This window comes from Actinoplanes sp. NPDC048967, assembly GCF_040649415.1.
Taxonomy (GTDB): Bacteria; Actinomycetota; Actinomycetes; order Mycobacteriales; family Micromonosporaceae; genus Actinoplanes.
Genome location: NZ_JBEZFL010000018.1, coordinates 40,516 through 63,292, shown reverse-complemented (window position 1 = coordinate 63,292; position 22,777 = coordinate 40,516). Strand labels below are relative to the sequence as shown.

Sequence of the window (22,777 nt, the reverse complement as noted above, 5' to 3'; positions counted from 1 at the left end):
GGGGAGTGCTCCGGGCGGGCCGGGTCCGGTTGGCTGGTGGCATGACGACAACGATCGCTATCGCCAGGAGAGCTGCCGCAACCGTCGTGCTGACGGTTGCGGCGGCCGCTGTCGCTCTCGCCCCGTCGGTGTCTTCCGCCGCCGACACCGCGTTCACGCTGCCCCGGCCGTCCGGGCCGTACGCCGTCGGCCGCGACGTCCTGCACCTGGTCGACCGGTCCCGGCCCGACCCGTGGGTGCCCGCCGGTCCCCGAGAACTGATGGTGTCGATGTACTACCCGGCAGTGGCCCACTCCGGCCGCCCGGCGCAGTACCTCACCACCACCGAGGCCCGCCTCTTCCTCGAGGATCGCGACCTCGACGGCATCGTCGCACCGGAGGCGCTCAGCGACACCCGTACCGCCGCCCGCGCCGGCGCCGAGCCGCGCCGCGGCCGCTATCCGCTGGTGGTGCTCTCGCCCGGGTTCACCCTGCACCGGCACACGCTCACCCACCTCGCCGAGGAACTCACCAGCCGGGGGTACGTGGTCGCCGCGGTCGACCATGCCTACGAGTCACCCGGCACCGCCTTCCCCGGCGGCCGCATCCTCACCTGCACCGCCTGCACGTCACTCGAAGGTCAAGGACGCGAGGGGTACGCCCGGGTGGCCACCGGCCGGGCGAAGGACATCTCGTTCGTCCTCGACCGGCTGACCGGAGCCCGCCCGGCGTGGCGCCACGGGGCGCTGATCAACCGGGCCCGGATCGGGATGGCGGGTCACTCGATCGGCGGCAACGCGGCGTCGGCGACCATGGCAGCCGATCCTCGCGTCCGGGCCGGCATCAACATGGACGGCACGTTCTTCGCCCCGGTCCCCGCCGACGGCCTCGACGGGCGCCCGTTCCTGCTGCTCGGCACGCCCGACCACCTCCCGGGCGGCACCGACGACACGTGGGACCGCACCTGGCGCCGCCTCGACGGCTGGAAGCGCTGGCTCACCGTCACCGGCGTCGGGCACCTCGACTTCAGCGACACCGTGGTGCTGGCCGACCAGGCCGGACTCCCGGACACCGGCTCGCCCCTGCCCGGCGACCGGACAGCGCGGATCGTGCGCGACTACGTGACCGCGTTCTTCGACCGGCACCTGCGCGGCGCGCCCCGGCCGCTGCTGGACGGCCCCACCCCGCACAATCCTGAGGTGGTCTTCCACCCCTGACGCACGGAGGTGTCAACGTGTTCGCACTCGTGGTGCGGTTCGACTGCCGGGACGAGGCCGCGGCGGCGGGCTTCGACGAGCTCACCGCCGGGGTGGTACAGCAGATCACCGAACGGGAACCAGGCACGCTGATCTACGCCACGGCCGCGGTCGAGGGCGAGCCGCTGGCCCGGGTGTTCTACGAGGTGTACCGGGACCGTGCCGCCTTCCAGGCCCACGAGCAGGCCGAACACGTCCGGGACTTCCACGCGCGCAAGGATCGTCTGCTCAGCGGCACCCGGGTCGAGTTCCTCGCCCCGGGTGCCGCCAAAGGCCTGGACCACGGACGGATCTAGGCTGGTCACATGCCGATGACTCCCATGCCCGACGCCGTCCTCGACCTCCTCCGCCGGCCCAACCCGGCCGTCATGGCCACGGTGGCCGCCGACGGCCGCCCGGTGACCGTGGCCACCTGGTATCTGCTGGAGGACGACGGCCGCGTGCTGCTGGGCCTCGACGCGACCCGGGCCCGCCTCAAGCACCTGCGCGCGGACCCGCGGATCTCCCTGACGGTGCTGGCCGAGGACGACTGGTACACCCACGTCAGCCTCCAGGGCCGGGTCGGAGCGATCACCGAGGACGAGGGTCTGCGCGACATCGACCGGCTGGCCCGGCACTACATGGGCAGCGACTACCCGAACAGGGTGAGCCCGCGGGTGAGCACGCTGATGACGGTCGAACGCTGGCACGGCTGGGGAAAGATGCGCGAGCAGTGAGCCCTGGCCGGCCGGTGTCTGTGCAGGTGCACTGCCGGCTGACCGTCACGGTCGGGGACGCCGGGGCTGTCGCCGCACTTGCGGTGCAGCGGCTCGGCGAGGCCGACATCGACTGGACGGAAGAGGAAGACGACCTGGCGACGGCGAGCGGGCAGCTCGGGGACGACCTGCTCGCTTGCGTCGCAAGCTTGGCCGACCCTGCGCGCCTGTTTGACGGAGTTCCGGGCGTCAGCGTCGAAGGCGGTCACGTCTGGGCCGAACCGGACGACCGTGAGGGTCCAGCTCTCCGCGCGCTCGTCCGCCCTCAGCGCAGCTCACCGCTCGGTAATGCCGCGGGCAATGGCGGCGATCGGTGCAGCGACGCCTCCATACCTGGGGACCGACCGACCGAAGGGTGAGCAGCAGTCACCTGCTCCTCGGTCCAACCTGCGTCGAACGCGGAGGCGGGTCTCGGTCCGTAGAAGGGGCCGTTCGGAGAAAAATGCCGACCCGCGGACGTGATGAGGGCCCGTCGGACACTTTTGTCTCCGGAGTGGAAAGTTGGATTACATACGGCAGAAGATATGGACGTGGCGTCGAAAGTGGATCAGGATGTTCACGTCTCTGAAGTGAGCTGGTAACAGGGGAGCGCCGTGAAACGTCTGCTAGTGGCTGCCTTACTCATCGGAACATTCACCGCCGCACCCGCGTATGCCGCCGACCTGCCGCCCCAGGAGCCAGGTGTCACGCTGCGGACCTATCACATCGGCCTTCCCCTCAACCGCGTCTGTGAGCTCAAGCCCGGCCAGACCCCCAATGTGGACAAACTGATGCCCACAGTGGACTGGTCGACCGCCGAGCAGTTCGGGCTCGAGGACGACTTCGTCACGCACGCGCTGGCCAACCTCACCGTGCCCGCCGACGGCGCCTACACGTTCCGGCTCACCAGTGACGACGGCTCGAAGTTGTGGGTCGGTGACACCCTCGTCGTCGACCATGACGGCCTGCACGGCGCCGAGCCCAAGGACGGTGCGATCACCCTGACCGCGGGTGTGCACCCGGTGCGGGTCGAGCACTTCGAGCGCAACGGCGGCCAGCAGCTCACCCTCGCCTGGCGGCCGCCGGGCGCCGACGACTTCGCGGTCGTGCCGGCCGGCGCGCTGAGCACCGACGCCGGCGTGGTCCGGGTGACCGCGCCGGGGCAGAAGGAGTGTGTCGCCGGCACCGACGCCCCCGGCGACGGGCTGCCGCTGACCGCCGTGCATCCCGGCTACGATCTCACCGACCTGCGCCCGCCGGGCTTCGAGCCGCAGGTCACCGGCATGGCCTGGCGGCCCGACGGCAAGATGGTGCTCAGCACCTGGGGTGGGTCCGACAAGGTGGCCGGCGAGGTCTACCTGGTCGACAAGGTGACCGGCAAGACCGGTCCCGACAAGGTCACGTACCGCAGGATCGCCGACGGGCTCAAGGAGCCGATGGGCCTCGCGGTGGTCGACAACATGGTCTACGTGTCCCAGAAGCACGAGCTCACCGAGCTGCGCGACACCAACGGCGACCAGGTGCTCGACACCCGCCGTACGGTGGCGGTGTGGCCGTTCGGCGGCAACTTCCACGAGTTCGCGTTCGGCCTGCTCTACAAGGACGGCAACTTCTATCTGAACCTGTCCGTGTCGATCAACCTCGGCGGCGCCACCACGGATCCGCAGCCGGTCGGCGGTCGCGGCACGAGCATCGTGGTCAACCGGCGCACCGGCAAGGTCACCACGGTGGCCGGCGGGCTGCGTACCCCGAACGGTATCGGCTGGGGACCCGGCGGTGACCTCTACGTCACCGACAACCAGGGCGGCTGGCTCCCGTCGTCCAAGCTGCTCAAGATCAAGCAGGGTGCGTTCTACAACCACTACACCAACCCGGACGGCCCGTTCGACGCCGAGCCGGTGACCCGGCCGGTGCTGTGGCTGCCGCAGAACCAGATCGCCAACTCGCCCAGCACGCCCGTGCTGCTCAAGTCGGGACCGTACCGGGGGCAGCTGCTGATCGGGGACGTCACCTACGGCGGCCTGCAGCGGGCGTACCTGGAAACCGTGCACGGCCAGGAGCAGGGCGCGGTCTTCCGGCACACCCAGGGCCTGGAGGCCGGCATCAACGAGGTGTCGATCGGGCCGGACGGCGCGATCTATCTCGGCGGGCTCGGCGCGGAGGGCAACTGGGGCCAGGAGGGCAAGCTGCGCTTCGGGTTGCAGAAGCTCACCCCCAACGGCAAGGACGTCTTCGACATGAAGACGATGAAGGCCACCGAGACCGGTTTCAAGATCGAGTACACCAAGCCGTTGTCCGACGCGACTGTCACCGCGCTGCCGACCGCGTACAAGGTCGAGCAGTGGCGGTACGCGGCGACCGCCCAGTACGGCGGCCCCGAGGTGGACAAAGAGACGCTGCCGGTCACCGCGGCCAAGGTCTCCAGCGATCGCAGGACCGTCACGCTGACCGTGGCCGGGCTGCGCCGCGATCGCGTGGTGCACCTGCGCTCGCCGCGCCCGTTCAGTGCCCGTGACGGTGAGACGCTGTGGAGCACCGAGGCCTGGTACACGATGAACGAGGTCCCCGGGGCGCAGGCGCAGCAGGTCTACTACGAGGCCGAGGAGGGCAACCGCGAGGGTGGCGCCGGGCTGGCCACGGACCACCGCGGCTTCTCCGGCATCGGCTTCGCGGCCGGCTTCGGCTCGCTCAACTCCTCGACCACCATGCACGTCACCGTCGACAAGGCCGGCGACTACGAGGTCGGGCTGCGCTACTCCAACGGCCCGAACCCGTTCAGCGGCACCAAGACGGTGAGCGTGCACGTCAACGAGCGCAAGGTCCGCCAGGTCTCACTGCCGTCGACGGTCACCTGGGACGAATGGGCGACCGCCACGGAGAAGCTGTCGCTGCGCAAGGGCCTCAACACGATCCAGTACCGGGTCGACGCCCTCGACACGGGACACGTCAACCTCGACCTGATCAGCGTGCGCCGGGCCGGGCAGCGGATCACCCTGTTCGACGGGCACGGCCTCGACAACTGGCTGCACACGGACGGGCGGCTCCCGCAGTGGCCGGCCGTCGCGGGCGGGGCGACCGAGGTGTGCTGTGGTGACCTGCGCACCAAGGACGCGTTCGGCGACTACAAGCTGCACGTCGAGTTCAAGGTCCCGTTGCTGCCCCCGGACGTGACCGGGCAGAACCGTGGCAACAGCGGCGTCTACCAGCAGGAGCGCTACGAGATCCAGATCCTCGACTCGTACGGGGACACGACACTCGACAACAACGAGGCGGGCGCGATCTACACGATCAAAGCCCCGGACGTGAACGCCGCCACCGCGCCGGAGACCTGGCAGAGCTACGACATCACGTTCCGGGCGGCCCGCTACGACGCGGCCGGCGCCAAGACCGAGAACGCCCGGGTCAGCCTGGTCTGGAACGGCAGGAAGGTGCACGACAACGTCGAGATCCCCCGGGGTACCGGCGGCAACATCCCGGAGGGCCCGGCCACCGGCGCCGTCCGCCTGCAGGACCACGGCAACAAGGTGCAGTACCGCAACGTGTGGATCGAACCCGTCCGCTGAGGACAGTCGTTCCTGACCGGCCCCGGCGATGTCGCCGGGGCCGGTTCGTTGTCAGGCGGCTTCGGCCCGCATCCTGAGGTTGTCCAGCCACGTGGTCAGCGAGGAGTCCAGCGCCTGCTGCGCGTACGGGATGTCGGCCTCGACCGGCGCCCCGCTCCACGACTCCTCGGTGTGCACCAGCACCCCGCCGCCCGGCTCCTCGGCGAACTCCCAGACGTGCACTCCCTCGATGCCGTTCGCGGGGCCGCCCCACACCACCCGGTGCCGGGGCGTGACCTGCCGGACAGTGGAGGTGATGTCCAGGCCCTCGACGTGCCAGCGGAAAGCCGAGCCCGGCCGCAGGGGTCCGGGCGTGAGCAGTTCCATGCTGCCCACGCCGGACTGCCACTCGGGCCAGGACTCCAGGTCCGTGTGCAGCCGCCAGACCACCTCCAGCGGGGCGTGGACGACGATGCTGTGCCGGGCGATCACGGGCGCGTTCTCGTCGATGGTGGGTGTGGGCGTACCGGTCATGGTTGTCTCCTGTCCGGGCCGGCGCCGGGCCGGTGCCCGTCGCTCACCTCGACTCTCGGCCCGATCGCGGTCCGTCCGGAAGCGGGCACCGGGGTCCAGCGGGGTCCAGCCGTGTCCACCGGGCCGCTCGTTTGGGACAATCGCGCCGGCGGACCAGCCCGGGAGGAGCCCACCATGCGGTCGGAGACGGTTGCCGGCCCGGCCGGGCGTGGCCTGGCCGGGCGGCTGGAAGCGGCTCGCGCCCGGGCCTTCGTGGGCCGGGAGCACGAGCTCGGGGCGTTCCGGGCCGCCCTGTCCGGCGACTCGCCCGTCGCTGTGCTCTGGGTCCACGGGCCGGGCGGCATCGGCAAGTCGACGCTGACCCGGCTGTGGGTGCGGGCGGCCCGGGAGGCCGGGCGGGCGGTGGTCGAGGTCGACGGGCGGTTCGTCACCCGGGACCCGCAGGAGTTCGAGCAGACGGCGGCCGCGGTGCTCGAGGACGGTTCCGCTGTGCTCGTCGTCGATTCCTTCGAGCAGTGCCAGTGGCTCGAAGGCTGGCTGCGTGAGCGTTTCCTGCCGCGCCTCGCCGACGGCGCGCTCGTGGTGCTCAGCGGCCGCGGCCGGCCCGAGGCGGAGTGGTCGGTGGATCCCGGCTGGGCGCAGCTGCTGGCCGTGTTCGAGCTGGCGCCGCTGACCGCCGAGCAGGCCGGTGCGTTGCTGGCGGCCCGGGGAGTCGGCGCGTCCGAGGTGCCCGCCGTCGCCGGATTCGCCGGCGGCAACCCGCTCGCGCTCTCGCTCGCCGCCGCCGTCATGGACCGACCCGCGGACCAGGACCGGGACTGGACGCCGACCGGCGAGGTGCTCGCGACCCTGATGACGCGGCTGATCGGCGACGTCCCCTCGGCCACCCACCGGCGGGCGCTGGAGGTGGCGGCCCAGGCCTACGCCACCACCGAGGAACTGCTGCTCGCCGCCCTGCCGGACGAGGACGCCGGTGCCTTGTTCGGCTGGCTGCGGGGGCTGCCGTTCATGGAGTCCGCGTCGCGGGGACTCTTCCCGCACGACGCCGCGCGGGAGACGCTCGTCGCGGACCTGCGCTGGCGGTCACCCCAGGCGTACGACGGCATCCGCGAGCGCCTGTTGCAGGTATACCTCCGCCAGGCCCGCGAGGCCCCGGACGAGCAGATGCTCGACGCCATGGGCCGCGCGTTCTACCTCTACCGCGACGTCCCGCTCGTGGGCGCGATGTACTCGTGGTCGCGCCGAGGTGGCGTCCACGAGGAGGACCTGGCGCCGGAGCACCTCCCGCGGGTGCTGGAGCTGTGCCGCGCGGCCGAGGGTGAGGAGTCCGCGGCCCTGGCCGCCTACTGGTACGCCAAGCAGCCGCACGTCTTCCACATCTTTCGTGACGTCCGCAGCAGTGAGATCGTGGCGTTCTCGGCGCACCTGGTGCTCGGCGTCCCGGCCGATCCCGAGGACCTCGCGGCCGACCCGGTGGTCGCCGCCGCCTGGGAGTACAGCAACGCCACCAGCCCGGCCCGTCCCGGCGAACACATCTCCGTCACCCGCTTCGCGGTGTATCCCGCCGCGTACGAGCAGCCGTCCGCGGTGCTGGAGCTGAACCACTGGCGGGCGCTGGTGGAGGCGTACCGGGCGACCGGCCGGGCCCACGACTTCGGCATCTATCAGGACATGGCGGCGTGGACCGAACGCCTCGGCACCGCCATGGCCGACTCCGGCCGGCGCGTACGGGTCGGCGACGCCACCTACGGGCTGTTCGTCAACGACTGGCGGCAGGAGTCGTTCGAGGAGTGGTTCCACGCCGTGGTCAGCGGGGCCGTCCCGGCCAGCGTCGGCGACCAGGGTGCCGTCACGGTGCGCCCGGATCCGGCGCCCGGCGCCGTGCCGGACCGCGAGGAATTCGACGAGTACGTCCGCCTGGCCCTGCAGACCTGGCGCCACCCCGAGGGCTTCGCCTCGAACCGCCTGCTGCACCGGCCTTTCCTGACCGCGGCCGGCGGTGATCCGGCCGTCGTCCTGCGCGCGCTGGTCCAGGAAGCGGTCGACGCGATGGGTACGGACCTCGCCGGGGTGAAGGCGCACGCGGCTCTGGTGGCGACCTACTTCTCCGGGGCACCGACCCACGAGGCGGCGGCGCGCCGGCTCGGCCTGCCCTTCGGCACGTACCGCCGGCATCTGCGGGCGGCTGTCGCCCGGGTGAGCGACGTGCTCTGGGAGGCCGAGCTCGCGTCCCGGTGACTCACCGGCCCGGCTCGGTGCCGTGGTCGACCACGAGGACCACCTTGCCGACGACCGTACGGGACTCGGCCAGCCGCAACGCCTCGCCGGCGCGTTCCAGCGGCAGCTCGGCCGCCACCTGCGCGCTGAGGACGCCCTGGGCCAGCAGGGTGAAGACCTGCCCGAGGTCCTCGCGGAGCCGGGCGCGGAAGACCTGCTTGCGGCGCCGGCCGCCCCACACGTTGTAGAACGCCGCGGACCGGCCGTTCGGCAGGTGGTTCCACGCCATCAGGCGGGCGGCGAGGGCGACGACCGGCAGCAGCGGGTTGCCCTTGTCGTCGCGGGTCGACGCGGTGCCGTAGGCGACGAGCGTCCCGCCGCGGGCGAGCAGGCGGAACGAGTCGACGATGCCGGGGCCGCCCACGTGGTCGAAGACGGCGTCCACCCCGGCGGGGGCCAGGGCCCGTACCTGGGCGGGGAGGTCGGCGGCGGCGTAGTCGAGCGGGATCGCGCCGAGGTCGCCGACCGCCGTACGGTTGCGCGCCGAGGAGGTGCCGAGCACCCGGATGCCGGCGTGCCGGGCCAGCTGCACGAGGGTCGAGCCGACGCCGCCGTTCGCGCCGTGGACGAGGATCGTCGCGCCGGAGCGGACCTTCGCGACGCGGTGCAGCATCTGCCAGGCGGTGATGCCGTTGACCACGACGGTCTCGGCCTGGCTGGGGGTGATGCCCTCGGGCACGGGGACCAGGTCCGCCGCGTCCAGCAGGGCGGTGGACGACCAGCCGCCGATCTTGGTCAGGGCGGCGACCCGCCGGCCGGCCAGCGCGGGGTCGACGCCGGGCCCGACCGCGGCGACGGTGCCGACCAGGTCGTAGCCGGGGACGAAGGGAAAGGCCGGCTGGGCGAAGTAGCGCCCGCGCCGCATCTGCTGCTCGGCGAAGGAGACCCCGCTCGCCTCGACGGCGACCAAGGCCTGGCCGGGTCCCGGGGCCGGGGTGGGACGCCGGCGTACGAGCAGCTGTTCGGGCTCGACGATGCCGGGCAGGACGATCTCGGTCGTGGTGGCCATGGAAGTTCCTCCTCCGTCAGGGGTTCGAGGTGGAGTCTTCGCCGGGCCGGCGTCCAGCCTCCAGGGTTCAGCGGTGTCCAAGCCCGTCCAGCCCGGTCCATCACCAATGCAAACGTTCACTTGTGCAAACAAAGGTTTGCGTTAAGGTGAGGCCATGGACTTGGACTCCGCCTTCGCCGCTCTCGGCGACCCCGTCCGGCGGTCCCTGGTGACCCGCCTGGCGCACGGTGACGCCACGGTGGGGGAGCTCGCCGCCCCGTTCGACCTGACCTCGCAGGCGATCTCCCACCACGTCGGTGTGCTGCGCCGCTGCGGCCTGGTGGAGCAGCGCCGGGAGGGCACCCGGCGCCCCTGCCGGCTCCGCACCGACCAGCTGGCGCTGCTCAGCACCTGGATCGACGACCAGCGCCGCACCTGGGCCGACCGGCTCGACGCCCTCGAACGGCACCTGACCGGCGAGGGGGCGGAGCGATGACCGCCGACCTGCGCGGCGATGAACTGATCGCCCGCCGCCACCTCCCGGCCGGACCCGCCCGCGTCTGGGCGGCCTTCACCGCACCGGCGAGCATCGCGGCATTCTGGGGCGGTTCCCACGCGACGGTGCCGGCCGGCTCGGTCACCGTCGACCTGCGCCCGGGCGGCGAGTTCGCCCTCGACACCCGCGGGTCCGACGGCACAACCCACCGGCTGCGGTTCGTCTACGTGAGCGTCACCGAGCCGCACGAGCTGGTGTTCGACGAGCCCGTCACCGGCCTGCGCACCACCGTGACCATCCGCCCGGCGGACACCGGCACGGACCTCACCGTCCACCAGCGCCGGCTGCCTCCGGAGCTGCGCACCACCCAGGCGGCTGACGGGCTCGCCTCGATCCTGGAAGCCCTCGAAACCCACCTGCGGCACCTCGAACGGAGCACATCGTGACTCAGCGCGCCCTCGTGGCGGAGTACTTCGCCGGCTTCCGGACCGGCGACCACCCGCGCATCCTGGCCACCCTCACCGACGACGTCGAGTGGGTCATCCACGGCCACCGGACCACCCACGGCAAGGACGAGTTCGACGGCGAGATCGAGAACCCGGCCTGCACCGGCCACCCGGCACTCGACATCCACCGCGTTCACGAGGACGGCCCGGTCGTCGTCACCACCGGCGAAGGCCGCGGCGCCACCGTCGACCACGGCCCGTTCCGGTTCGCCTTCAACGACCTGTTCACCTTCCGCGACGGCCGCATCGCCCGGGTCGACTCCTACGTCGTCCCCCTGCCCTGAGGCTGCTGTCAGCAACCCCCGAGGGCGTCCAGCACGGTCCTGACCGGCAGGCCGGCGTGCCGAGGCCAGGGTGATGGTGAACCGGTGGCTCATCGTGGTGGGTGTCTGCCGGCTGATGGTCGGGTCGACACTCACCTGCCGGCCGAGCTTGCGTGATCCCGCCACGATGAGCGTGTGCCCCGGACCTGGATCGTCCTGCGACAGCTCCTGTTGACTTTCGGAGCTCTGCTCTGCGCCCTCGTCCCCTACGGCTCCCTCGGCTTCATCCTCGGCAACGTCTCCGGCTGGCTCGCACTGCTGGCCGTGATCCCGATCGCCGTCGGCTTCTACGGCCTCGTCGGGATCTGGTTCATCGGCGAGGACTCGCTGGACGTCGAACCACCCTGGATCATCCCGATGACGATCGTCGGCATCTGCCTGCTCTTCTTCCTGCCGGCCGCGGTGCCGCTCACCTACCTGCATCTGACCGGTGACCGGGTGACCGCGGTGGTGACCGAGGAGGACAGCGGCGTGTACGGGATTCCGAAGATCCAGAAGATCCGGGCTGTCGACCCGATGACCGGCGCGGACCTCGGCGAGATCGATTACGAGCCACCGGAGGTGGAGAAGCCCGGCGACCGGTTCGACCTCCTGGTCGATCCGCGCGGGTGGGTCGCGCCGGACTCGGCTCGGCTGGAATCACCGCTGCCCGAGCTGGGGTATGGCTTCGGCGGCACCGCGTTCGGCCTGCTGGCTCTGCTCACCGGGTTGCGCATCGGCCGGGACCTGCGCCGGTACGGGCGCACCGGCTCCCGGCTGCCACCCGAGGTCGTGGCGGACCTGCGGAGCAAGCCGGAGCACGGGCAACGCCGAGCTGACGAGGAGCCGGACACGCCGGAGCTGGAAGACCTGCGCGAACTGGCCGACCAGATCAGCGGCTCCGGTCCGCACGCCGGCTCGGGTTCGCACGGCGGCTCGGGTTCGCACGCCGGCGATCACGGCGATTCCGGCGACTCCGGTGGTGACCAGGGCGGCTGAGTCGCCCGGCAAGCGGCCGCGCCGAGCCGTTGCCTGCCTCCGGCCGGCCCGCCGTGACGGCACGTTGCCGCTACGCGGGCGACGCACCCTGACGACCACGTTGATCGTTAGTCGGCGGAGGCACCCGTCGGTTCGCGGGCGCCCGCGAACCGATTCAGGAGTCAGACATGTCTTGGCGTTGCCTTTCCCGGCCCGCTGTCGCCGGTGCGACGCTCGTCGCCGGTGTCGCGTTCGCCGCCCCGGCGTCCGCGACGGTGACCTACAACCCCGCCACCCGCACCGGCTTCGTCGCCGCGGCGGACGTTCGGCAGGCCTTCGGCTGGACGCCCGCGAAGCTCGCCGCGCGCGCCGGCCGTGTCGCCTTCGACCACGACTTCTGGACCGACGACACCTACTCCGTCGTCTGCGGCAAGCGCACGTACCCGGTGGTGCACCACCGGGAGTTCGGCCGCTACGAGCTGACCGACGCCGTGGTCCGCAAGCGCGCGACCGCCGGCTACGGCGCCACGAGCATCACCGGCTTCCGGCTCGCCGGCGCGAGTTTCGGCATCTCGGGCACCTCCGTGGCGCCCGCGGTCGGCCAGCCCTGCCCGGGCCGGGTGAAGGGCGCGACGATCGACGCGCTGCGGCTGGTGTCGTCGGCCACCGGCTGGTCCCTGGCCGCCCGCTCGGGCGACGTCCGGCGTCAGCTCCTGAAGAGCGGCAAGGGCGCGCCGCAGCCGCAGACCTCGCAGTCGTAGCGGCACAACCAGCCGGGGCCGGGCAACTCATCCTGGCCCGGCTGCACCGCACCGCCTCCGGCATCTCGGGATGACCGCCCGGCCGAAGATCACCGGTTGGCGGCATCCAGATCCAGGCGCCGATCGCGCTCGGCCCCGGCTCACCACACCGTTCGGTCCTGGCGCGCCACGTGACGCACGGCGACCCGTTCAGCGCTGTCGCTCGACCGTCGTCAGGTGCTCCCGGCCCTGCGCTGAACGGGCCTGGAGACGTCAGTCCTTCTCGGCGTCGGCCGCCGCGTCGGCCTCGCCCACCGGGACGCCGTCGGAGTCGCGGTCGGCGTGGTCCAGGTCGACGTCGGCACCGGTACGGGCCGCGTCGGCGTCACGGTCCGAGGCGCCGACGGTCGGACCGGCACCACTTTGGTGCGCTTCGTTGTCGACGAGGTCGCCCGCGATCGTCGCGGCGAGGGGGAGCCCGGCAGCGGACGGGGTTTCGGTCATGGCCGTGTCCTTCCTGCAGTGTGCCCGTCGCGTACCCGGCGCCGCCGCCGCGAAACGCCGTCCGCTACCGCCGCAGGTTCGCCATCAGCAGGCCGCGGGTGGCCTCCAGGTGGGCGCGCATGGCCGCCTCGGCGGCGCCGCCGTCGCGGGCCAGCACCGCGGTGACCACGGGTTCGTGCTCGGAGTGGATCTCGGCCAGGGTGCGTCCGCTGGCCGTGGTCGGCGGTCCGAGCAGGGCGGTCGTGCTGCGCAGCTGTTCCACGATGGCCGCGGTGCGGGGCCGGCCCGCGGCCCGCAGCAGCAGGTCGTGCAGGGTGCGGTCGGCCGGCCAGAACGACGCGTCGTCGCCCCGGGCGGCCGCGGCGGCCATGGTGGCCAGCGCCGCCCGGATGGTGGCGTGCTGCTCGTCGGTGGCCTGCTCGGCGGCCGCGCGGGCGGCGGGCGGTTCGAGGGCGAGGCGGATGCCGATGATCTCCTCGATGTCGTGCGCCCGGGGCGGGAGCACCCGGAAGCCGCGGTTGCGCCGGATCTCGACCAGCCCGGCCTGGGCCAGCCGGAGCAGGCCCTCGCGTACCGGGCTGCGGGACACCCCGAGCAGGTCGGCCAGTTGATAGACGGAGTACGTCTTGTCGGGCACGAGCTGACCGGCCGCGACGCCGTCCCGGACCGACTGGGCGACGGCGTCGGCGAGGGTGGGCGCCTCCGGCGGCAGGGCGAGCTTCGGCATGAGTAACATGTTACTCATGAGCGACCAGTCCAGCAGCGTGGTGGCGGCCCTCGGCCGGGCCGGCCTCGAGGTGCGGTCCGACGCCGGCACCCGCGGCATGTACGCCTCCGACGCCTCGCTGTACCGGATCCTGCCGCTGGCCGTGGTGCGGCCCCGGCACGTCGACGAGGTGGCCGCCGCGCTGGCCGTGGCCCGGGAGACCGGGGTGCCGCTGACCTCGCGGGGCGCGGGCACCTCGGTGGCGGGCAACGCCGTCGGACGCGGCATCGTGCTCGACTTCTCCCGCCACCTCAACCGGGTGCTGGAGATCGACCCGGAGGCCCGCACGGCGGTGGTGGAGCCGGGCACCGTGCACGCCGTCCTGCAGAAGGCCGTCATGCCGCACGGCGTGCGCTTCGGGCCGGACCCGTCCACCCATCCGCGCTGCACCATCGGCGGGATGATCGGCAACAACGCCTGCGGCTCGCGCTCGCTGGCCTACGGCCGGACCTCCGACAACGTGGCCGGCCTGGAGCTGCTGACCGCCGCGGGGGAGAGGCTCACCACCGGGCCGGCCGGCGTGCACGGCGCCGGGCAGGTCATCGACGACGTACGCGCGGCCGTCGGCGCCCACCTGGCCACGGCTCGCACCGAGTTCGACCGGTTCGGCCGCCAGGTCTCCGGCTACGCGGTGCAGCACCTGCTGCCCGAACGCTTCGACCTGACCCGGGCGCTCGTCGGCTCGGAGGGGACCCTCGCGGTCATCACCCGGGCGACCGTCGAGCTGGTCGTCGACTCCCCGGTCCGGGTGGTGGTCGTGCTCGGCTTCCGGGACATCGTCGCCGCGGGCGAGGCGGCGCCGGCCGTGGTCGCGCACGGCCCGACCTCCTGCGAGGGACTCGACTCGCGCCTGCTCGACGTGCTGCGCGCGCGGCGCGGCGCGGACGCCGTGCCGCCGCTGCCGCGCGGCGGGGCCTGGCTGTTCGTCGAGCTGGCCGGTGACGAGGCGGGCGAGGTGGCGGCCCGGGCGCAGCGGCTCGCGGCTGACGGCATCGCCGACGACGCCCTGGTGGTGACCGATCCCGCCGTGCAGGCCCGGCTGTGGCGCATCCGGGAGGACGGCGCGGGCCTGGCCGGCCGGGCGCCGTCGGACAAGCCCGCCTGGCCCGGCTGGGAGGACGCCGCCGTCCCGCCGCAGCGCCTGGGCGCCTACCTGGCCCGCTTCGACGAGCTCGTCGCCTCGTACGACATGACCTCGGCCCCGTTCGGCCACTTCGGCGACGGGTGCATGCACGTCCGGCTGGACCTGCCCCTGGACCAGCCCGGCGGCACGAAGATCATGCGCGAGTTCCTCACCGACGCCGCCCGGCTGGTGGGCGAGTTCGGTGGTTCGCTGTCCGGGGAGCACGGCGACGGCCGCGCCCGCTCGGAGCTGCTCCCGCACATGTACTCGCCGGAGGCGATCGCCCTGTTCGCCGGGATCAAGCACGCCTTCGACCCGGGCAACCTGCTCAACCCCGGCGTACTGGTCGACCCGGACCCGATCGACGCCGACGTCCGCCCGGCGGGCCGCTTCCCGCTCAAGCGCCTCGCGATGGCGTACCCGCACGACGACGGCGAGCTCGGTCAGGCCGTGCACCGCTGCACCGGCGTCGGCAAGTGCCGCGCGGACAACTCCGCGGCGGGCGGCGTCATGTGCCCGTCGTACCTGGCCACCCGCGAGGAGAAGGACTCCACCCGAGGGCGCGCCCGGGTGCTGCAGGAGGTCGTCCGCGGCGAGCTCCCTTGGTCACACCCGTCGGTGCACGACGCGATGGACCTCTGCCTGTCCTGCAAGGGCTGCGCCTCCGACTGCCCGACCGGCATCGACATGGCCACGTACAAGTCCGAGGTGCTGCATCAGACCTACCGGGGCAAGCTGCGCCCGCGCTCGCACTACACGCTGGGCAAGCTGCCGTTCTGGTCCCGCCTGGCCGGTTGGACGCCGCGGCTGGCCAACCTGGCCGTGCGGCTGCCGGTGCTCGGCCCGTTCGCCCTGTGGCTGGCCGGGGTGGACAAGCGGCGGTCCGTGCCGGCCTTCGCCCGGCGCCCGTTCCGGCGCACGTTCGTCAGGACGGCGGCCGAGGGCCGCCAACCCGTGGTGCTCTTCGCCGATTCCTTCTCCGACGCGTTCTCGCCCGAGGTCGCGGAGGCCACGGTACGGGTGCTGCGCGCGGCCGGCTACGAACCGCGGCTGCCGTCCGGGTCGGTCTGCTGTGGTCTGACCTGGATCACGACCGGTCAACTGGACGCGGCCAAGAAGATCCTCAGCCGTACGGTGGCAGCGCTCGCGGCCGACGCCCGCGCCGGCATCCCGATCGTCGGCATCGAGCCGTCCTGCACGGCCGTGCTGCGTTCCGACGTCCACGAACTGCTCCCCGGGGACGCGGACGCCGAGGCGGTGGCTGGCTCGGTGCGCACCCTGGCCGAGCTGCTCGCCCGGACGCCGGGCTGGACCCCGCCCGACCTGTCCGGCCTGGACGTCATCGCCCAGCCACACTGCCACCACCACGCCGTCCTGGGCTGGCAGGCGGACGCGGATCTGCTGGCCACGACGGGGGCCCAGGTGCGACGACTCGCCGGGTGCTGTGGACTGGCCGGCAACTTCGGCGTCGAACGCGGCCACTACGAGGTGTCCGTGGCGGTGGCGGAGCAGAACCTGCTGCCGGCTCTCGACGCGGCCCCCGATGCCGTGGTGCTGGCCGACGGTTTCTCGTGCCGTACCCAGGTCGCGGACCTCCGCGACCGCCCGGCCGTGCACCTGGCGCAGCTGCTCGACCGAAGCTGATCACGATGCTTCGCCTTTGAAGGCCCCGGTCGGTTCCGATCGGGGCCTTCGGCGTGTCCGGCGGGGCGCTCAGCGTAGGGCTCGGCGGCCCTTCACGACGCCCATGACGACGGAGGCGGCCAGGGCGAGGAGGCCGATGATGATGAGCCATTTGACGGCCTTGAGGATCAGGCCGAGCACGATGAGCACGACGGCGACGGCGGCGACGGTGTAGATCAGGGCCCGCATGGTGGCTCCTTCGGGATGGGTGGCAGTCGAAGCAGTGCCCGGGGGCGGGGTCTTCAATCATCGGGGCGGATCGGGGTCCGCTTCGCCATGTGCGCGCTCCGTTTCGCCGCACCGGGTGCCGTAGCCCGGTGTGGCTCGGCGGGTCAGGGTTGCCGGCCGCCCATGCCGGCGTGCAGGAACGACGTCAGCGTCTCGATCGCCTCCTCGTCGGACAGCTCCCGGCCGAGGTCCGGTCCGCGCCCGGAGAGCCAGCGGTCGGCGAAGGTCGACAGCAGACCCGTGAACATGGACGCGACCACCAGCGGCTCGCCCGGCAGTTCGAGCTTCGCCAGGTGATCCGCGATGTGCCGCAGGTCCGGCTCCAGCAGCTCCTGGCTGCGCCGCGCGAACGACTCGTCCACCGTGGCCGCCTGTTGCAGCGCCACCACGATCGTGCGGTGCCGTCGGTAGAACTCCCAGTAGACGGCCACGTGCCAGCGCACGGCGTCGCGGTCGCGGAAGTCGTCGCTGTGCCCGGGGGTCCCGGCGGACACGTCGCCCTCGGCCAGCAGGTCGGTCAGTAGCGCCTCGAGCAGCGCTTCCTTGTTGGTGAAGTGGGTGTAGAAGGAGCCGGCCGCGCGACCCGCCTCGGCGGTGATGTCCGTGATTTTGGTGTTCAGGTAGCCGAGACGCGCGAACGCCCGGACCGCCGCCGCCTTCAGCTCGGCTTCGGTCTCCGCGGCCTGCCGCTTGCGTACCCCGACCGCCATGCCTACCTCCGAGATCCGTGCCTTGACCGCACGCTACCAGCCACCCTATGGTGAATTCATGTTCACTGAATCAAGATTCACCGTACTGATCGCGGGCGCCGGTCCGACCGGGCTCACGCTGGCCATCGACCTGGCGCGGCGCGGGGTGCCGTTCCGCATCGTGGAGAAGTCGCCGACGCCGTACGCCGGTTCGCGCGGCAAGGGGGTGCAGCCGCGGACCCAGGAGATCCTCGAGGACCTCGGCGTGCTGGACCGGTTCCGTGAGTTCGGCGGGGACTATCCCGAGCTGCTGATCCACCTGCCCGGCGGCGCCACGACGACGCGGCGGATGGCCGAGCTGCACGCCCCGACCCCCGCGGTGCCGTACCCCAACATCCTGATGGTGCCGCAGTGGCGCACCGCGGAACTGCTGACCGGGCGGCTGGCCGAGCTGGGCGGCCGGGTCGAGCTCGGCGTCGAGGTCACCGGCTTCACCCAGCGCGAGGGTGGAGTTGACGTCACCCTCAGCACCGGCGAGCGCGTGACCACGACGTACCTCGTCGCCGCGGACGGCGGCCGCAGCACCATCCGGCGCGCGCTCGGGGTGGGCTTCGCCGGCGAGACCCACGACACCGAGCGGATGCTGATCGCCGACGTCCGGCTGACCGGCCTGGACCGGGACCGCTGGCACGTGTGGCCCGGCGCCCAGCCGAACTCTCTGCGCCTGGGGCTGTGCCCGCTGCCCGGCACCGAAGACTTCCAGCTCACCGCGCCCCTGGCCGAGAGGCCCGATCCGGAGGACCTCGCACCGGCGGCCCTGCAACGCCTCGTCGACGACGTTCAGGCTCAGGTCAGCCTGACGCAGGTCGGGTGGACCTCGCTGTACCGGGCCAACATCCGGATGGTGGACCGCTACCGGGTCGGCCACGTCTTCCTGGCCGGCGACGCCGCTCACGTGCACTCACCGGCGGGCGGGCAGGGCCTCAACACCGGGATCCAGGACGCCTTCAACCTGGGCTGGAAGCTGGCCGCGGGCGATGACGCGCTGCTCGACACCTACGAGGCCGAGCGACTGCCGGTAGCGGCCGAGGTGCTCGGCATCAGCACGCGGTTGCACCGCCGGCACGCCGAGAACGCCGAGGACGCGATGCGCCGCGACGATCCGGTGCTGCGGCAGTTGTCCCTGACCTACCGGGACGGGCCGCTGGCCGACGGGACGCGGAGCGCGTCGGGTCGGCTGCATGCGGGTGACCGGGCGCCGGACGCGCCCTGCGGATCCACCCGTGTCTTCGACCTCCTCCGCGGTCCGCATCGGACACTGCTGGTCTTCGACGCGCCCGACGCCGACCTCCCGCCGGAATCACCGGACCTGCACATCCACCACATCGTCCGGCCGGGCGCCCCGGCCGCCGAAGGGGCCGTCGTCGACCGCGACGGACACGCCCACGAGGCATACGACGTCAGCGCCCCGGCCACCTTCCTGGTACGCCCCGACAATTACCTCGCCGGCGTGGCCCACCACCCGCGGATCACCGCGATGAGCGCGGGTTACTGAGGCGAACGCACCGGCACCTGTCTCACTTCGGCGAAACGGACGAGGTGTTCCGCTAGCGTCCGCCGCATGCCGTCACTCTCCCGTGCCTCGCTGGTGCGTTTCGCCGCCCCGGTCAACCAGCGGATGGCCGCCCTGACCGCATCCCCACGCTGGGGCCGTTTCGTCGGCCGCAAGATCGTCCTGCTGACCTACACGGGACGCCGCTCCGGCCGCACGTTCACCATCCCGGTCGGCTACCGCCGCGACGGCGACCAGATCACCATCGGCGTCCGGATGCCCGAGGCCAAGACCTGGTGGCGCAACTTCCTCGGCGCGGGGGCACCCCTGTCCCTGCACCTGGACGGCACGGACCGGACCGGCCACGCGACCTCCCACCGCGACGACAAGGGCCGGGTGACGGTCGCCGTGATCCTCGACAGCTGACGAGGCGGTGGGTCACCTGACCCACCGCCTCCTGACCTCAGCCGACCTCGTACGCCCGCAGCACCGTCACCGCAGCCGTGTTGCCCGCGGCGTCGGTAGCGTTGGCCCGCAACGACACGAACCCACCCGCAGCCGGGTTGGTGACCCGCACCGTCCGCCGGTCGCCCGTCCCGCGCACCGTGGCCGGGTGCCACGTGCGCCCGTCGTCCGTCGAGAACTCGGCGGTCAGCGTACGGTTGGGCCTGGCCGCCGACCCGGACGTCCGTCCTACGGTGACCGGGATGAGGAACGCCTTACCCGCCGGCGCCACGTTCAGCTCGTTCACCCGCGGGCTGAAGCGCACGCTCGACAGCGGCAGACGCGTCGGAGTCTCCCCGGCCGTCGTCGCCGAACGGAACGTCCACACCGCGCTGACCGACGTCGACAGCCGGAACGGTGCTCCACGAGTGGCGGACTGCTCCAGCCGGTACTGCGCGTTGCCCGGCGGCACCTCGAACTCGGCATAGCCGGACGGCTCCTCGCCGATCAGCTTGCCGCCGGAGTACAGCGCGGTCCGTGCCGTCTCCGGGCGCGCGTCGCCCCAGTGGCCCGCACCGTCACCGAACAGCGGGACGCCGGCCACGATCAGGTTCTCGATCCGCAGCGCCGCGTCGAGGTCCCCGGCGACCGAGGGGGCGAAGACCGCACGGTTCCAGTCCTCGGCGTAGGCGCGTCCCGCGTGGTAGCGCTTCTCGGGCGAGAACGCGATGCTCAGCAGCTCGGGGAAGCTGTCCGGATCCGTCTGCCGTTCCTGGTCGAACTCGCCCGACCAGGTGGTCCGGCCCTCGGTGCTCAGCCATTCCGTGCGCTTCGACGGCAGCCCGAACGGCAGCCCCGCGGCCCATCCGCCGATGTTCGGCCCGAGGTCGGGCCAGTTCAGCTTGACGGCGGTGACGCCCTCGGCCTCCCGGGCGAAGCGGGACCGCACCGTGGCCAGCTCGCCGGCCCGGACCCGCTTGGTGAAGCCGGTGTAGAACGCGCCTTCCTTCAGGTACGCGAGGTTGTAGGTGAACGGGGTGTCCTGGAACGACTCGCTCGCCTCGTCGAACTTCGCGAAGGCCGCGTTGACCGACCCGTAGAAGCCCTTCTGCTGGCGGCGCGGGCCGACCTGTCCCACGAAGATGTCGTCGCCGGTGTCGGACAGCGCGGACGCGCCGACCCCGTACTCGTCGCTGACCCAGTCGGCGTTGACCGCGACCAGGGCCGCGGTGGCGTCCTTGCGGGGCACGGTGATCCGCACCGGCTGCCCGCGGCGGGCGTCGAGCCGTACGGTCGCCGGCCCGTCCACCACGAGCTTCGGCTGGACCAGCATGGTGGTGGTGTCGTCCGCACCGTAGATCCAGGTGAAGAGGCCGTACTCGCCCTTGGGCAGGCGCACCTTGTCGGCCGGCTCGTCGCTGAAGACGTCGTAGAAGGCCGGCTCGTCCAGCCGGTGGAGCGAGGTGACGTGCTCGGCGGGCTGCCCGTCGCGACCCAGGTGCTCCAGCGTGACGTCGTAGCTCTCCACCTCGCGGTTCACCGCGACCGGGGTCTCCACCCGGACGTCACCGGGGCCGGTCGCGACCAGCTGTCCGGTCTTGAAGCCGTCGGTGCCCGCGCCGCGGGTGTCCGCCGTGACCGTGGTCGTGGCGGTGCCCCCGGCCGGCACGGTCAGGCTGGTCGCCGCGAGCGAGAACGTGCCGGACTTGTCGATCAGAGACAGCGCCAGGGTGATCGGCGCGGTGCCACCGTTGCGGTAGGTGACGGTCTTGGTGACCGGGACGTCGTCGCTGTGCGGCCACTCCTGCCGGCCGAAGCTGATGCTGCCCTCGTCCACGGAAACCGCCTGGCGCACCACGCGGGCCACGTCGACGCGGCCCGCGCCCTGACCGAAGACGTCCACGTCCGCGGCCGGCTTCGCCGCGCCCATGAGCAGGGTCTTGCGCTGCTTGGGGGACCAGCCGGGGTGCTGCTGGGTGACGATCGCCGCCGCGCCGGCGACGTGCGGGGAGGACATCGAGGTGCCGGAGAGGCTCACGTAGCCCTCTCCGGCCGGGGTGCCGATCTGACCGTTCGCGGCGCGGGCCGCGACGATGTCCACGCCCGGCCCGGTGATGTCGGGCTTGATGGCGTCGTCGCCGACCCGGGGGCCGCGGCTGGAGAAGTCGGCCAGCTGGTCCTGGTCGTCGACCGCACCGACGGTGAGCGCCGAGTCGGCGCTGCCCGGCGAGCCGACCGTCGCGGTGGCTCCGGAGTTGCCGGCCGAGATCACGAAGAGGGCACCGTGGGCCGCGGTGAGGTCGTTGACGGCCTGCTCCAGCGGATCGATGCTCGGCGCGTCACCACCGCCCAGGCTGATGTTGATCACCGGGGCGGTCTTGGCGGCCCACTGCATGCCGGCCAGGATCGACGATTCCTCGCAGAATTCGGTCGAGCACACCTTGCCGATCGCCAGCTTCGCGCCGGGCGCCACACCCTTGTACCTGCCGCCGGACTTCGCGCCGCTGCCGGCGATGATCGAGGCGACATGCGTACCGTGGCCGACGAGATCGTCGGCGTCCGGGTCGGGGGTGAAGTTCTCGGCCGCCACGATCTTCCCGGCGAAGTCCGGGTGGGTCGCGTCGATGCCGGAGTCGAGGATCGCCACCGTGACGCCGGTGCCGTCCAGGCCCGCCTGCCAGGCCGCCGGGGCACCGATCTGCGGCACGCTCACGTCCAGGTCGAGCTTGCGCTTGCCGTCCAGATAGACCCGTTCGACGCCCGGGCTCAGGGTGCGGGCTGCCGCCGTACCCGTGGTCAGAGAGGTCCAGAGCTCGGCCCGTGCGGTGCGCTGCGCGCGCACCGCGAGCGCACTCACCCCACCCAGATCGCGGGCGACGCGGGCCGTTCCGCTGGTCGCCGCGCGGGCGGCGGCGGGTCCCTTGCGGTTTCCGGAGCGGGGGTACGCGAGCAGCAACGGCAGTTCAGCCTCGCCGGTGTAGCCGAAGTCGCGCAGCGCGGTCAGGTCGAACAGCCGCTGATCGAGCCGGCCGCCCTTGACCAGGGGCAGCGCGTCCACCGGGAGCACATAGTGGTGCCCGGCGGCTTTGTGGCTGACGAACCGCATACCGCTCCGGCCCGGCGCGCGTTCGACGCTGGTCCGGCCGTCCGGTGCGACGATCACCCGGTCCCCGGTGATCAGGGTGATGCTGGTGGATCCCGTGGTCACCGGGCCGAGCGGGGCTGTCGGACCGGGTGCCGCACTCGCCGCGGCGGGCACGACCGCGGTGAGCGCGGCAGCCGTCCCGGCGGCGAGCAGTGCGGCGGACAGTTTTCGCAGGCGCATGGAAGGGCCTCCCGTCAGCCGGGCCCGATGGCCCGGCCCATCGATGGCCGTAACTCTTGCAGACCGGTGCAAACCATCACGTCGGTCGATTGACGGCTGGTTGACCGGCTGGCAACATTCGCGTCATGGGA

At 72.4% G+C, this 22,777-nt stretch carries 21 protein-coding genes; 14 read left to right on the top strand and 7 right to left on the bottom strand.

Going from position 1 to position 22,777, the window contains the following annotated elements:
- Positions 1-41 precede the first annotated feature (41 nt).
- The 5 genes from AB0C12_RS43745 to AB0C12_RS43725 all read left to right on the top strand — a co-directional run bounded on the left by AB0C12_RS43745 (position 42) and on the right by AB0C12_RS43725 (position 5,532).
- Entirely contained in the window at positions 42-1,196 is a 1,155-nt protein-coding gene (locus AB0C12_RS43745; RefSeq protein ID WP_360557132.1) for a hypothetical protein, read from the top strand.
- A gap of 17 nt (positions 1,197-1,213) precedes the next feature.
- Positions 1,214-1,531, top strand: a complete 318-nt coding sequence (locus AB0C12_RS43740) for an antibiotic biosynthesis monooxygenase (RefSeq protein WP_360557131.1) — start codon at positions 1,214-1,216, stop codon at positions 1,529-1,531.
- Between the two features lie 9 nt (positions 1,532-1,540).
- Positions 1,541-1,951 (top strand): PPOX class F420-dependent oxidoreductase, encoded by a 411-nt coding sequence (locus AB0C12_RS43735; protein WP_360557129.1) that lies wholly within the window; start codon positions 1,541-1,543, stop codon positions 1,949-1,951.
- Between the two features lie 14 nt (positions 1,952-1,965).
- The gene (locus AB0C12_RS43730) at positions 1,966-2,349 is read left to right on the top strand and encodes a hypothetical protein (protein ID WP_360557127.1); all 384 of its coding nucleotides are present in this window, start codon (positions 1,966-1,968) and stop codon (positions 2,347-2,349) included.
- Positions 2,350-2,583: 234 nt separating this feature from the next.
- The gene (locus AB0C12_RS43725; RefSeq protein WP_360557125.1) at positions 2,584-5,532 is read left to right on the top strand and encodes a family 16 glycoside hydrolase; all 2,949 of its coding nucleotides are present in this window, start codon (positions 2,584-2,586) and stop codon (positions 5,530-5,532) included.
- A 51-nt stretch (positions 5,533-5,583) separates the two neighbouring features.
- Here the strand turns inward: AB0C12_RS43725 and AB0C12_RS43720 are convergent, their stop codons facing one another.
- Positions 5,584-6,045, bottom strand: coding sequence for an SRPBCC family protein (locus tag AB0C12_RS43720; protein ID WP_360557124.1), 462 nt, complete (start codon positions 6,043-6,045; stop codon positions 5,584-5,586).
- Between the two features lie 174 nt (positions 6,046-6,219).
- On the opposite strand from AB0C12_RS43720, the gene AB0C12_RS43715 reads away from it, so the two are divergent.
- Positions 6,220-8,283 (top strand): ATP-binding protein, encoded by a 2,064-nt coding sequence (locus AB0C12_RS43715; RefSeq protein WP_360557123.1) that lies wholly within the window; start codon positions 6,220-6,222, stop codon positions 8,281-8,283.
- A gap of 1 nt (position 8,284) precedes the next feature.
- Here the strand turns inward: AB0C12_RS43715 and AB0C12_RS43710 are convergent, their stop codons facing one another.
- Positions 8,285-9,331, bottom strand: a complete 1,047-nt coding sequence (locus AB0C12_RS43710; RefSeq protein WP_360557122.1) for a medium chain dehydrogenase/reductase family protein — start codon at positions 9,329-9,331, stop codon at positions 8,285-8,287.
- Between the two features lie 154 nt (positions 9,332-9,485).
- Here AB0C12_RS43710 and AB0C12_RS43705 point away from each other — a divergent pair, with 154 nt between their 5' ends.
- The 5 genes from AB0C12_RS43705 to AB0C12_RS43685 all read left to right on the top strand — a co-directional run bounded on the left by AB0C12_RS43705 (position 9,486) and on the right by AB0C12_RS43685 (position 12,353).
- Positions 9,486-9,806 (top strand): metalloregulator ArsR/SmtB family transcription factor, encoded by a 321-nt coding sequence (locus AB0C12_RS43705; protein WP_360557121.1) that lies wholly within the window; start codon positions 9,486-9,488, stop codon positions 9,804-9,806.
- Positions 9,803-10,252 (top strand): SRPBCC domain-containing protein, encoded by a 450-nt coding sequence (locus AB0C12_RS43700; protein WP_360557120.1) that lies wholly within the window; start codon positions 9,803-9,805, stop codon positions 10,250-10,252. The genes AB0C12_RS43705 and AB0C12_RS43700 overlap by 4 nt, the downstream gene beginning before the upstream one ends.
- Positions 10,249-10,596: a nuclear transport factor 2 family protein gene (locus tag AB0C12_RS43695; protein WP_360557119.1), complete on the top strand. Its 348-nt coding sequence runs from the start codon at positions 10,249-10,251 to the stop codon at positions 10,594-10,596. Before AB0C12_RS43700 ends, AB0C12_RS43695 begins: the two co-directional genes overlap by 4 nt.
- A gap of 174 nt (positions 10,597-10,770) precedes the next feature.
- Entirely contained in the window at positions 10,771-11,613 is an 843-nt protein-coding gene (locus tag AB0C12_RS43690; protein WP_360557118.1) for a hypothetical protein, read from the top strand.
- A 167-nt stretch (positions 11,614-11,780) separates the two neighbouring features.
- The gene (locus tag AB0C12_RS43685; RefSeq protein ID WP_360557116.1) at positions 11,781-12,353 is read left to right on the top strand and encodes a hypothetical protein; all 573 of its coding nucleotides are present in this window, start codon (positions 11,781-11,783) and stop codon (positions 12,351-12,353) included.
- Positions 12,354-12,605: 252 nt separating this feature from the next.
- On the opposite strand, the gene AB0C12_RS43680 is transcribed toward AB0C12_RS43685, so the two are convergent.
- Both AB0C12_RS43680 and AB0C12_RS43675 read right to left on the bottom strand, forming a co-directional pair.
- Complete coding sequence (locus AB0C12_RS43680; protein WP_360557114.1) at positions 12,606-12,836, bottom strand: hypothetical protein; 231 nt, start codon at positions 12,834-12,836, stop codon at positions 12,606-12,608.
- A 64-nt stretch (positions 12,837-12,900) separates the two neighbouring features.
- A complete protein-coding gene (locus tag AB0C12_RS43675) occupies positions 12,901-13,563 on the bottom strand; it encodes a GntR family transcriptional regulator (RefSeq protein WP_360557113.1) in 663 nt (220 codons plus the stop codon).
- 16 nt (positions 13,564-13,579) lie between these two features.
- Between AB0C12_RS43675 and AB0C12_RS43670 the strand changes: the two genes are divergently transcribed.
- Positions 13,580-16,369 (top strand): FAD-binding and (Fe-S)-binding domain-containing protein, encoded by a 2,790-nt coding sequence (locus AB0C12_RS43670; protein WP_360557111.1) that lies wholly within the window; start codon positions 13,580-13,582, stop codon positions 16,367-16,369.
- Between the two features lie 69 nt (positions 16,370-16,438).
- Here the strand turns inward: AB0C12_RS43670 and AB0C12_RS43665 are convergent, their stop codons facing one another.
- Together AB0C12_RS43665 and AB0C12_RS43660 are read right to left on the bottom strand one after the other, a co-directional pair.
- Positions 16,439-16,597, bottom strand: a complete 159-nt coding sequence (locus AB0C12_RS43665; protein ID WP_360557110.1) for a hypothetical protein — start codon at positions 16,595-16,597, stop codon at positions 16,439-16,441.
- Positions 16,598-16,740: 143 nt separating this feature from the next.
- Positions 16,741-17,346, bottom strand: coding sequence for a TetR/AcrR family transcriptional regulator (locus tag AB0C12_RS43660; RefSeq protein ID WP_360557108.1), 606 nt, complete (start codon positions 17,344-17,346; stop codon positions 16,741-16,743).
- 58 nt (positions 17,347-17,404) lie between these two features.
- Between AB0C12_RS43660 and AB0C12_RS43655 the strand changes: the two genes are divergently transcribed.
- Both AB0C12_RS43655 and AB0C12_RS43650 read left to right on the top strand, forming a co-directional pair.
- Positions 17,405-18,880, top strand: a complete 1,476-nt coding sequence (locus AB0C12_RS43655) for an FAD-dependent monooxygenase (RefSeq protein ID WP_360557107.1) — start codon at positions 17,405-17,407, stop codon at positions 18,878-18,880.
- A gap of 66 nt (positions 18,881-18,946) precedes the next feature.
- Positions 18,947-19,303, top strand: coding sequence for a nitroreductase/quinone reductase family protein (locus tag AB0C12_RS43650; protein ID WP_360557106.1), 357 nt, complete (start codon positions 18,947-18,949; stop codon positions 19,301-19,303).
- 37 nt (positions 19,304-19,340) lie between these two features.
- On the opposite strand, the gene AB0C12_RS43645 is transcribed toward AB0C12_RS43650, so the two are convergent.
- Complete coding sequence (locus AB0C12_RS43645; protein WP_360557105.1) at positions 19,341-22,646, bottom strand: S8 family serine peptidase; 3,306 nt, start codon at positions 22,644-22,646, stop codon at positions 19,341-19,343.
- Positions 22,647-22,777: the final 131 nt, after the last annotated feature.

Coding starts and splice junctions, on each gene's coding strand:
- AB0C12_RS43745 (WP_360557132.1), top strand. CDS start 42: ATGACGACAACGATCGCTATCGCCAGGAGAGCTGCCGCAACCGTCGTG.
- AB0C12_RS43735 (WP_360557129.1), top strand. CDS start 1,541: ATGCCGATGACTCCCATGCCCGACGCCGTCCTCGACCTCCTCCGCCGG.
- AB0C12_RS43720 (WP_360557124.1), bottom strand. CDS start 6,045: ATGACCGGTACGCCCACACCCACCATCGACGAGAACGCGCCCGTGATC.
- AB0C12_RS43715 (WP_360557123.1), top strand. CDS start 6,220: ATGCGGTCGGAGACGGTTGCCGGCCCGGCCGGGCGTGGCCTGGCCGGG.
- AB0C12_RS43710 (WP_360557122.1), bottom strand. CDS start 9,331: ATGGCCACCACGACCGAGATCGTCCTGCCCGGCATCGTCGAGCCCGAA.
- AB0C12_RS43705 (WP_360557121.1), top strand. CDS start 9,486: ATGGACTTGGACTCCGCCTTCGCCGCTCTCGGCGACCCCGTCCGGCGG.
- AB0C12_RS43700 (WP_360557120.1), top strand. CDS start 9,803: ATGACCGCCGACCTGCGCGGCGATGAACTGATCGCCCGCCGCCACCTC.
- AB0C12_RS43685 (WP_360557116.1), top strand. CDS start 11,781: ATGTCTTGGCGTTGCCTTTCCCGGCCCGCTGTCGCCGGTGCGACGCTC.
- AB0C12_RS43680 (WP_360557114.1), bottom strand. CDS start 12,836: ATGACCGAAACCCCGTCCGCTGCCGGGCTCCCCCTCGCCGCGACGATC.
- AB0C12_RS43675 (WP_360557113.1), bottom strand. CDS start 13,563: ATGCCGAAGCTCGCCCTGCCGCCGGAGGCGCCCACCCTCGCCGACGCC.
- AB0C12_RS43670 (WP_360557111.1), top strand. CDS start 13,580: ATGAGCGACCAGTCCAGCAGCGTGGTGGCGGCCCTCGGCCGGGCCGGC.
- AB0C12_RS43665 (WP_360557110.1), bottom strand. CDS start 16,597: ATGCGGGCCCTGATCTACACCGTCGCCGCCGTCGCCGTCGTGCTCATC.
- AB0C12_RS43660 (WP_360557108.1), bottom strand. CDS start 17,346: ATGGCGGTCGGGGTACGCAAGCGGCAGGCCGCGGAGACCGAAGCCGAG.
- AB0C12_RS43655 (WP_360557107.1), top strand. CDS start 17,405: ATGTTCACTGAATCAAGATTCACCGTACTGATCGCGGGCGCCGGTCCG.
- AB0C12_RS43650 (WP_360557106.1), top strand. CDS start 18,947: ATGCCGTCACTCTCCCGTGCCTCGCTGGTGCGTTTCGCCGCCCCGGTC.
- AB0C12_RS43645 (WP_360557105.1), bottom strand. CDS start 22,646: ATGCGCCTGCGAAAACTGTCCGCCGCACTGCTCGCCGCCGGGACGGCT.